This is a genomic window from Bradyrhizobium sp. CCBAU 11361 (genome assembly GCF_028128935.1).
Taxonomy (GTDB): domain Bacteria; phylum Pseudomonadota; class Alphaproteobacteria; order Rhizobiales; family Xanthobacteraceae; genus Bradyrhizobium; species Bradyrhizobium niftali.
The window spans coordinates 118,966-128,125 of record NZ_LBJZ01000182.1 but is presented as its reverse complement, the minus strand read 5'-3'; the positions used below and the strand labels follow the sequence as shown (position 1 = coordinate 128,125).

Sequence of the window (9,160 nt, the reverse complement as noted above, 5' to 3'; positions counted from 1 at the left end):
CGTCGCGGCTGTACGTGGCGTGTCACCATCGATTCCCTCAATCACTGCGGGTCCTACTGGCCGTGCGCAGTCGATCGCATCAATTTTCGACTGAATCTCGCTGGCCTGACGCGGAATGAAGTGCGACACTCGCGCCGAAGCGTGCCCGCTACATGGCCCAGCGGATGAGGGCATGGAGGAATATATCGAGACGAAGGCTGTTCTCGGATTCTACTGATCAGACGCCATCTTCGGTGCGAACTTTGCGAACCGGAGTGCCAGATTTCGAGGCGCGGTTCGACCAATGCATGGCATTCCATTAGGCCGGGTTGACATGCATTTCGGAGGGCGCCTCGATCCGTGTGCGCAGAAGTTGGAAACGGCAACCCCGAGATCATCACGAAGCGTCTGCGGGACGGACCGGCACGGTGAAGTGAAAAGTCGCGCCGCGGGGCAGGTTAGGGGTCACCCACAAGCGCCCAGCATGAGCTTCGATAATCGAACGGCAGATGGACAGTCCCACCCCGAGCCCGCCCGGCTTCGTCGTGTAAAAGGGGGTGAAGACGTGCTCGAGATTTTCCACTGCCAATCCCGGTCCCGAGTCCTGCACCTCGACAAGAACACGGTCAGGGCCGACCTCACCGGTGGTGATAAGCACCCTTCTGACGTCGTCCGCCACAGTGCCCACTGCCTGGACGGCATTGACAATCAGATTGAGGACCACTTGCTGCAATTGGACACGATCACCTTCCACAAGCGGTAAGCTGTCTGCAAGTTCCGTCTGTACCGAGACGCCGTTCTTCATCGCTTCGCCGCGGGTAAGCTCAATCACATCCCGGATCGCCTCGTTGATATCCAAATTATCCTTCCGGGGCGGTGCTTTTTTGATGAGATCGCGAATTCGCTGGATGATGTCGCTGGCCCGCGCAGTATCGTTCATGAGCCAGCCCAGTGATTGCCTGACCCTCTCGAGATCGGGCGGGTTTCTGTCCAGGAACCGCGCGGCGGCACCAGCATTCATGGATGCCGCGGCAATCGGCTGGCTCACTTCATGGGCGATCGAGGCCGTGAGTTCGCCCATGGTGGCGAGGCGGTTGGCAAGCGCCAACTCCCTCTGCATCTCGCGCAGGGCCTCCGTGGCCCGCTTCTGTTCGGTGATGTGCCGCCCCACGCCGCGATAACCGACGAAGTGCCCGGATTTGTCGAACACCGGCAGCCCGGAGACGGACACATAGCGCTTGCCGCCGTCGGTCGTCGGGCGCGCGAGCTCGAAATCACGGAATGGCAAGTGGGCATCCAGCGCTTCCCGATGCCTGCGCCAAGCCTCCTCGTCGGGCTCCAAGTAAGGCACTTCCCAGCGCGTTTTACCGATCTCGGAGACCGACGCGGGTGCGTCCACCAGGCCTTCGGCGAACTCCTGCCTTATAAAGCGATGCCGCGCATCGGATTCCCAGTACACGTCGAAAGAGAACTGTACGAGAGTACGAAAACGCTCTTCGCTCTCCCGCAGAGCCTCCTCGGACCGTTTACGCTCCGTCAGGTCGACGACAAAGGAGACACCTTGGTCCCGTTGCTCGTCGAACGCAGCCATGCCGATCAAGACCGGCACGCGGCTTCCGTCCTTACGGAAATACTCTTTCTCGAACGGCTGTACGCTCCCCATCTTCTTGAGTTCCGGGATCCACCATCGTTCGTGCCGGTCCAGCCATTCCGGCGGTGTCAGGTCAGTCCAGAGCAGGCGGCCCGAGGCGAGATCCTCACGGTCGTACCCCACGATGCGCAGAAACGCATCATTGGCCTCCAGAATTGGCCCTTCAAGCTCCCAGATGATGATCCCAATGATGTTGGCGTCGACAAGGCGGCGGATCTTCGCTTCGCGTTCTCTGACATCGCGATACAGAGTCGCATTTTCCAGCGCGATTGCAGCCTGCGAGGCGAGCAGCTTCAGCACCGCAATTCGCGCCGGTGCAAAAACGTGGGGCGTCAACGTATTCTCAAGGTAGAGCACGCCAATGAGCTTGCCATGGTTGATCAAGGGCAGGCAGAGAATGGAACGGGCCTTGCGCTGATTGACGTAGGGGTCCTTGGCAAACGGAGGCTCGACGGCGGCATCGTCGACTACGGCATATTCTCTCGCGCGCAGGACGTAGTGAAGAACGGATTCCGGAAGCAGGTCCGCGCTCACGCGTGCTTCTTGCAGTTCGACGACGACTCTGTCGCCGCGGGTCGTAGCTTCCGCCTCGATGCGCGGCTCGGTGTCGTGCGATAGAATCAACAGACCTCGGTCAGCACCCGCTTGTTCAATGGCCGTGCGCATGAGAGTGTCGACGAGCTTCTCCAGCACGATCTCGCCCGACACCGCTTCCGACATCTTGATGACGGTGGCAAGGTCGAGGTGCTCGACCGGCGCCCCGATTGTGCTCATCGGGCCAGGCTCCGATCTCTCCTCCCTCAGGTGCGGGTACATACGCTCGAGCTGCCTCACCTTGCCGTCGGCTCGCCAGCGCTGATAGCCGTAGCGGGCATCCCGCAAATAGGCATGCGCGATCGTTTCGAATCCTCGCGCCGTATAGAAGCGCGCAGCAAGTTCGCTGGCGAGCGCTTCATCCTGCACGAAACCGTTTTCTCGGGCCGACCGGATGGCGCGATCGTAAAGACGCATGGCGTCGAGATCGCGGCCTTCGATGCGTACTAATTCGGCTTGCACAAGCAACGCGCGGCTTTCGAAGTTCTGCGGGCAGCCATGCGCCCAGCTGTCGAGTTGTTGCTTGTGCTCGGAAAGCAGCTGGAGGTAATGCGAGCGCTCGTCGGCTGGAGCCGTGTCCAGGCAAACCGCAAGAGTCAGCGCGCGATAGAAATTGTACTCCGCAATCTCGAAATATGCGAGAAAAGACGGGGATACGAGCCGCTCTGCCTGAGCTGCTGCCTCGACGGCAGATGCATAGTCGGCGGCGTAGTAGCGCGCTTGCAGCTTGCGGATCCAATATCGCCAAGCCGCGTATGCCAACCGCGGGTCGCCCGCGAGATGCTCTTCAAATCGGCTCTCGTCCAATTCGGCGTCGCTGAAGCAGCCAAACTCCGGTGTCAGTCCGCGCAGCGTGCGGATCAGCCCAAGCTGCGCCCTGATCACATCGGCGACGAGCCAGAATTGCGTCTTTTGCGCGAACTCGAGCGCGGCTTCCGCTTCATTCTGGATCTCTGCCAGCGGTTCACCGCCTGCGAGAAGGTGCGTAATCAAAGCGCCGCGCGCAATATTCGCAAAGCTCAAATCGCCTGTTTCCTGCGCCGCCCCGAGCGCTGTCCGCACCAGGGGAATGGCCGTGCGGAGGTGGCGCGTCCAGGCAACGACGTGCCCGAATCCCAAGTAGACACGTGCCTTGAAGCCAAGGAGCCCACCGTTCTCCACCAAATCCACGCCGAGCTGGCCGAAGCGAAATCCTGACTGATAATCACCGAACCTGGGCCCCAGCAGCATTCCGAGCCAGACATAAGCGAAACATGACGCACCGCGGTTGCCATGTTCGAGACTCACGTTGGCCATGCGAGCAATGACAAGGCAGTGCAGATTTGTATCGGTGAACAGGGCCGGTGGCAGCAGCTCTGCGAGCACGTCCATGGTTGCACACCATGTCCCATCACTCATCGCCGGCAGAGCGATGAGTGCTTCGATCGGGCGGCTCCCGAGCTGCCGCCACATCTCTTCGAATTCCCGCCGAACCTCCTCGTCGCTCGGGTGCGGCGACCACGAGATGTCAACGCGCTGGAGGTATTCGAGGCCCACATCGACGGCGCGGTCGCTTTGAGCCAACGTCATGTAGAGCGGCACGCGCACACAGGTGATCGCGGCGAGATCGACCAGGTTTGCGGCGCGATGGGCCATCATCGTAAGCCGCTGCTCCGCTGCCGCCAACGCGCCGGTGAGGAATTCGCATTCGGCGCGAAGCAGGTTGAGCGCAAAGGCGAGTTCGTATTGCTGTTTCCAGCAGTCTTCCGGCAGCAGGCGTGCTCCGTCGACCAGATATTTCAGCGCCGGCGCGTAAGCCGTCGAGCGCTTGGCGCGTTTGCCTGCGAGCAGATTGAGCTCGGCCAGCTGCTCGCGTTCATCTGGCGAGGTCATCAAGGCCGCGCCACGGTTTAGCTGGTTGACGATCTCGAAGACGGCCTTCTCACGCCCCTCCCGCAGGGTCTGCGCCAGAAGTTGCCGGCCGATTCGCAGATGGACCGCCGCGCGTTGATCATCCGCGATCAGTGAATAGGCGGCTTCCTGAACGCGGTCGTGCACAAACCTGTAGGCTCCCGTCTGGTGCTCGACCAATTCCTGGCGAACGGCCTCCCACAGATCGGAATGAACCTGCTGCTCGGAGCGCCCGAGGACGATCGAGAGTGTTGTGCTTTCGGCGATGTTGCCGAGACAGGCCAGCTGCTGCAGCGTATTCAGTGTGCTAGCCGGCAGGCGACTCAGCTTCTCGATCATCAGGTCCACGACATTGTCGGTATGATCCTTGAGGTGAATGCGATCCAAATCCCAGCACCAGCACCCTGCGTCATGATCGAACCGGACCAGTCCCTCTTCGGCAAGCGCGCGCAGGAACTGAATGACGAAGAATGGGTTGCCGGCCGTTTTATCGTAGATCAGCTGCGCGAGCGGCGCGGCACGCTTCAAATCGCAGCGAAGAGCATCTGAAATCAATTGCGAAATGTGTCCGCCGGCGAGCGGCGCAAGGATGATCTGCTGCAGGTTTGCGCCAGCGTTCCTTATGGCTTCAAGCCTCCGCCGCAATGGATGAGCGGCGGTGACTTCGTTGTCGCGATAGGCGCCGATCAGCATCAGGTATTGCAGATCGGACCGGGTCAGCAGGTCCTCAAGCAGGTCCAACGTAGCGGCGTCGAGCCATTGCAGATCGTCGAGAAACAACGCCAATGGATGCTCGGTTCGTGCGAACACCCCTATGAAGCGCCGGAACACGAGATGGAAGCGGTTTTGTGCCTGCCGCGGGGGCAGCTCAGGAACGGACGGCTGCTCTCCCATGATCAGCCGCAATTCAGGGATCAAGTCGGCAACGAGCCGTCCATTTGCACCCAGCGCATCATGAAGGGCTTGGCGCCACCCCGTTAGTTCGGCGTCATTCTTGCTCAGAAGAGATCGCACGAGGCTCTGAAAAGCCTCGACCAGCGTGGAATACGGAATATCGCGTTTGTACTGATCAAACTTGCCTGAAGCGAACAGTCCATGCGACGGAACTAGCCGACGATGGAGCTCATTGACCACCGAGGACTTGCCAACGCCGGAATAGCCGGAAACCAGCACCAATTCCGGCGCGCCGCTTTTAATCATGCGGTCGAAGGCAGCCAGCAAGGTGTGGATCTCGCGGTCTCTTCCATAGAGCTTTTCGGGAATCAGCAGTCGGTCGGGCGTATCGTATCGCCCTAGTGCAAACTCTTCGACGCGATGTCTGCTTTCCCATTCACTCAGGCAGCGGCGTAGATCATGCTCGAGGCCCGACGCGCTCTGATAGCGTTGCTCGGCGGACTTGGCGAGCAGCTTGAGGACTATGGCTGAGATTGGGGCCGGTACAGTGCTCACCCGCTCGCTCGGCGGCACTGGCTTCCTCGCAATGTGGCAATGCACCCACTCCATCGAACGTGCCGCGGTGAACGGCAACGAGCCGGTCAGCATTTGATAGAGCGTCACACCAAGCGAGTAGAGGTCGCTACGGAAATCGATCGAGCGGTTCATCCACCCGGTCTGTTCGGGCGCCATGTAGGGGAGCGTGCCCACGATAAACTCGGGCGGTCCTGGCGAGCGTCGCTCCCGGACCAGGCGTGAGGCAATACCGAAGCCGGTGAACCGGATCCGTCCGTCCTCGCAGTTCACCAGTATATGCGACGGTTTCACGTCCTGGTGAACGAGGCCGCGCTGGTGCACCTTGTTCAAAGCTGCGGCGATGCCGATCGCCAGCCGCAAGAAGCGTCCGATGTCCATGGGCGGCCCAAGCAACTGTTCGAGCGGCTGGCCGCCAGGATCCTCGAGCAGCAGAATTGGGTGACCGCCGGCGGACTCCAGCCCGAACGGCCGCAATGCCCACGCCCCGTCCAATTGGTCCTTCAGTGCAAACTCGTGAGCGAGACGATCGAAGACGCCGGACGAAGCGTGCTTCATCTTGGGAAGCACCGCCAACACAGCTCTGGAGCCGCCTTCCGAATCTGGGCGCAATGCCCGGCAAAAGATGCGGGCATCGTCCTCCCATAGCACTTGGAACCTGCTGTCCATGCGCGTCGAACCGAAACAATGGGTTCAACCCGAAGCCTCCGCGTGACCCAATGCTGGGAGAGGAGGTACTGTCCTAAGCTCTGTTGCCAGCCGACTCTGCCACAAACGCGCGGGTGTGCCCAGCGTAAGCTGCGGCGCCGGCGAAAGCACGGCGAAGAAACGGCGACGAGCGGCGGATCGCCGCACAAGTTTTTCCTGCAATCGTTGGTTTATGCCCGCTCAGAGTTATCGGATTCAGGACTGTGTCTCGCTGTGGCGCGTTTGCCGCCGACGCCATGCGGACGCGGCGCGAGACGGTCGAGCATCCCTTCGGCACGATCAAGGCCCGAATGGGTGCGACCCACTTCCTGATGAAGCGCCTACGGAACGTGGCCGCGGAGATGGCGCTGCATGTTCTCGCCTATAATCTCATACGGGTGATGAACATCGTCGGCAAACCGAGCCTGATTGCAGCCATCCGCGCCGCGTGAAGGCCGGAAAGTGCATTCAAACCGCAATATCGCGTCGCCATACCCACTTTGGCCGGCTATTTGACGATCCGACGCGACAACAGTCGGCCGCCTGCAATGATGGGAGACCACGCCGCGTCCGACATATCCGTTTGCACACAACCAAGACCCTCAGCAGACATCCGACTTGACATAAGTGAGTACAGTCCTCGATGTTGCCTCTTCCCGACGGGAGTGGCTTTCAACACAAATGGATCGAGGACCGCAATGGCGGCTTATGTGATTTTTGATGTCGATATTCGTCACCCAAAGCGATACCAAGAATTCATGTCAGGCGTGAAGCCTGCCTTGGAAATGGCCGGAGCAAAATATCTAGCGCGGGGCGGAGCTCACAAGGTTTACGAAGGAGATTGGGAACCTCGAAGGATTGTCTTATTGGAATTCCCATCAGTTGCGGCTTGGGAGTCGTTTTATGACGGCGCAACGTACCAAGGACTGAAAAGCGTAAGAGACGCTTGCAGCTCCGCGCGTTTGGTCACTGTGGAGGGCCTCGGCTGACCGGCTCTTTAGAGCCGCACGTTTTGAAGTCTGGCCCATCACTTCGGTTGGCGCAGTGCAGCGGCATGTCTGAAGTTGGGGGTAGATCGGAAGTAGCGGGCCAACTGCAAAAATGGCGCGATTGACCGGAAGGCGACGTTCGGCCGGCGACCGCAATGATAGCCTTCGTGAGGATCAGGGCCATGACTTCCCACAGCCGGGACAATCGTCAGAGCGCGACTGTTTCCTCGACCACATGTTTCAGCGGCGTCCCCTCAGCTGACAGGGTCATTCGCAGTTTGAGCTTGCCACCCTTCACCTCCCCGCTACGCACTAGGTTCTCAATTTCACGCTGCGATGTAACTCCGACATGCTTCAGAAATTTACGGATAGCCATATTGAAGCGGTCTTCATCGAACTCGGCGGTCATGGCTGTTCTCCCTGATCGGGCAGGCAAAGTCTAACACGAGGCGAGCAATGACGAAACATCGAGGCCTCGCTCGCGTCGCCGCCGACTTCCTCCTCAACCTGATTGCCTGCAACCTCGGCCCGAAGCTCAAGACTACACCTGGAAGCGAAAGTCTCACTCAGTGGAGTGCTTCCGCTCGTGATGCTGTGGACGGCTCCTCCACGGGCACGAGAGTGCCAAGGAGTGGGCGCCGTTTGAGGCTCCCACGATTCGGAGGAGCAGCCTATGCAGTCAATTTCGACGATTGGTCTGGATATCGCGAAGTCGGTCTTTCAAGTGCATGGTGTCGATGCAGCCGGTCAGGTGGTGATCCGCCGCCAGCTCAAGCGCCGTTTCGTGCTGTCCTTCTTTGAGAAGTTGCCACCGTGCTTGGTGGGGATCGAGGCTTGCGCGTCATCTCATTATTGGTCCCGCGAACTGCAGGCGTTGGGGCATACGGTGCGGTTGATGCCTCCGGCCTATGTGAAGCCCTACGTCAAGCGGCAGAAGAACGACACCACCGATGCGGAGGCGATTTGCGAGGCGGTCACGAGACCCAACATGCGGTTCGTGCCGACCAAGACGGTCGAGCAACAGAGCGGCCTGATGCTTCATCGAGCGCGCCATCTGTTCGTTCGCCAGCAGACCGCCGTCATCAATTCGATCCGCGCGTATCTTGCCGAGTTCGGGATTGTCGCTCCCGTCGGGCGCCGGGGTGTCGAGCAATTGCTGGAAGTCGTCGCCGATAAAGCCGACCGCCGGCTCCCGGAGGTGGCCCGCGCATGTCTTGCGGCTCTCGGCAGTCAATTGCGGGCACTGAAGGCTCAGATTCTGGAGTTCGATCGACGCATTATCGTCTGGCATCGATCAAGCGCGACGAGCAAACGGCTGGACGCGATCCCTGGCGTCGGGCCGGCGCTGGCCACAGCTCTGGTCGCGAGCGTTGCCGATGCCAAGGCCTTCCGATCGGGTCGGGATTTCTCGGCCTGGGTTGGGCTCGTGCCGAAGCAGAACTCGAGCGGGGGCAAGGACAAGCTTGGCAGTATCAGCAAACAAGGTGATCGCTATTTGCGCAGCTTGTTCACGGCTGGCGCTCTCGCGGTGATCCGCTATGCCAAGATCCATGGCACAGGGCATCGGCCTTGGCTTACGGAGCTGCTGGCGCGTCGACCGACCAAGGTTGCTGCGATCGCGCTCGCCAACAAGATCGCCCGCATGGCATGGGCCATGATGGCCAGGGGTGAGCGCTACAGGGAGCCGGCCGCACTCGCGGCATAAAGGAAACGCGCCGGATATCCCGGTGTGACGTAACGGTTGGAAGGGCGAACAGCACTTAATGCAGCGCCGGTCGATCCGGCGATCAGGACAACCCACATGGGCCATGGCATCTTCGAATGCGTGCTTTTGACCGGGACCTGATCCGCGGAGGGCATTATGGCCAGCGGTCACGTGAACCGCGCTAACAGGCCGAACACA

4 protein-coding genes and 1 pseudogene are annotated in these 9,160 nt (G+C 60.3%); 3 read left to right on the top strand and 2 right to left on the bottom strand.

Translation table 11 applies throughout. The features are described 5' to 3' along the window. Window positions 1-376: 376 nt before the first annotated feature. On the bottom strand, window positions 377-6,250 hold the full coding sequence (locus XI08_RS24740) for an AAA family ATPase (RefSeq protein ID WP_271576347.1): 5,874 nt from the start codon (window positions 6,248-6,250) through the stop codon (window positions 377-379). A 272-nt stretch (window positions 6,251-6,522) separates the two neighbouring features. Between XI08_RS24740 and XI08_RS24735 the strand changes: the two are divergent. Both XI08_RS24735 and XI08_RS24730 read left to right on the top strand, forming a co-directional pair. Further along, a pseudogene (locus XI08_RS24735) lies at window positions 6,523-6,720 on the top strand (transposase); the annotation flags it as partial. A 246-nt stretch (window positions 6,721-6,966) separates the two neighbouring features. After that, the gene (locus XI08_RS24730) at window positions 6,967-7,257 is read left to right on the top strand and encodes a DUF1330 domain-containing protein (protein WP_271576346.1); all 291 of its coding nucleotides are present in this window, start codon (window positions 6,967-6,969) and stop codon (window positions 7,255-7,257) included. A gap of 208 nt (window positions 7,258-7,465) precedes the next feature. Here the strand turns inward: XI08_RS24730 and XI08_RS24725 are convergent, their stop codons facing one another. Then, window positions 7,466-7,666 carry a DUF6494 family protein gene (locus tag XI08_RS24725; protein ID WP_027548237.1) on the bottom strand — a complete coding sequence of 67 codons (201 nt, stop codon included), beginning with the start codon at window positions 7,664-7,666 and terminating at the stop codon, window positions 7,466-7,468. Window positions 7,667-7,930: 264 nt separating this feature from the next. Between XI08_RS24725 and XI08_RS24720 the strand changes: the two genes are divergently transcribed. After that, complete coding sequence (locus tag XI08_RS24720; protein WP_271576345.1) at window positions 7,931-8,962, top strand: IS110 family transposase; 1,032 nt, start codon at window positions 7,931-7,933, stop codon at window positions 8,960-8,962. Window positions 8,963-9,160: the final 198 nt, after the last annotated feature.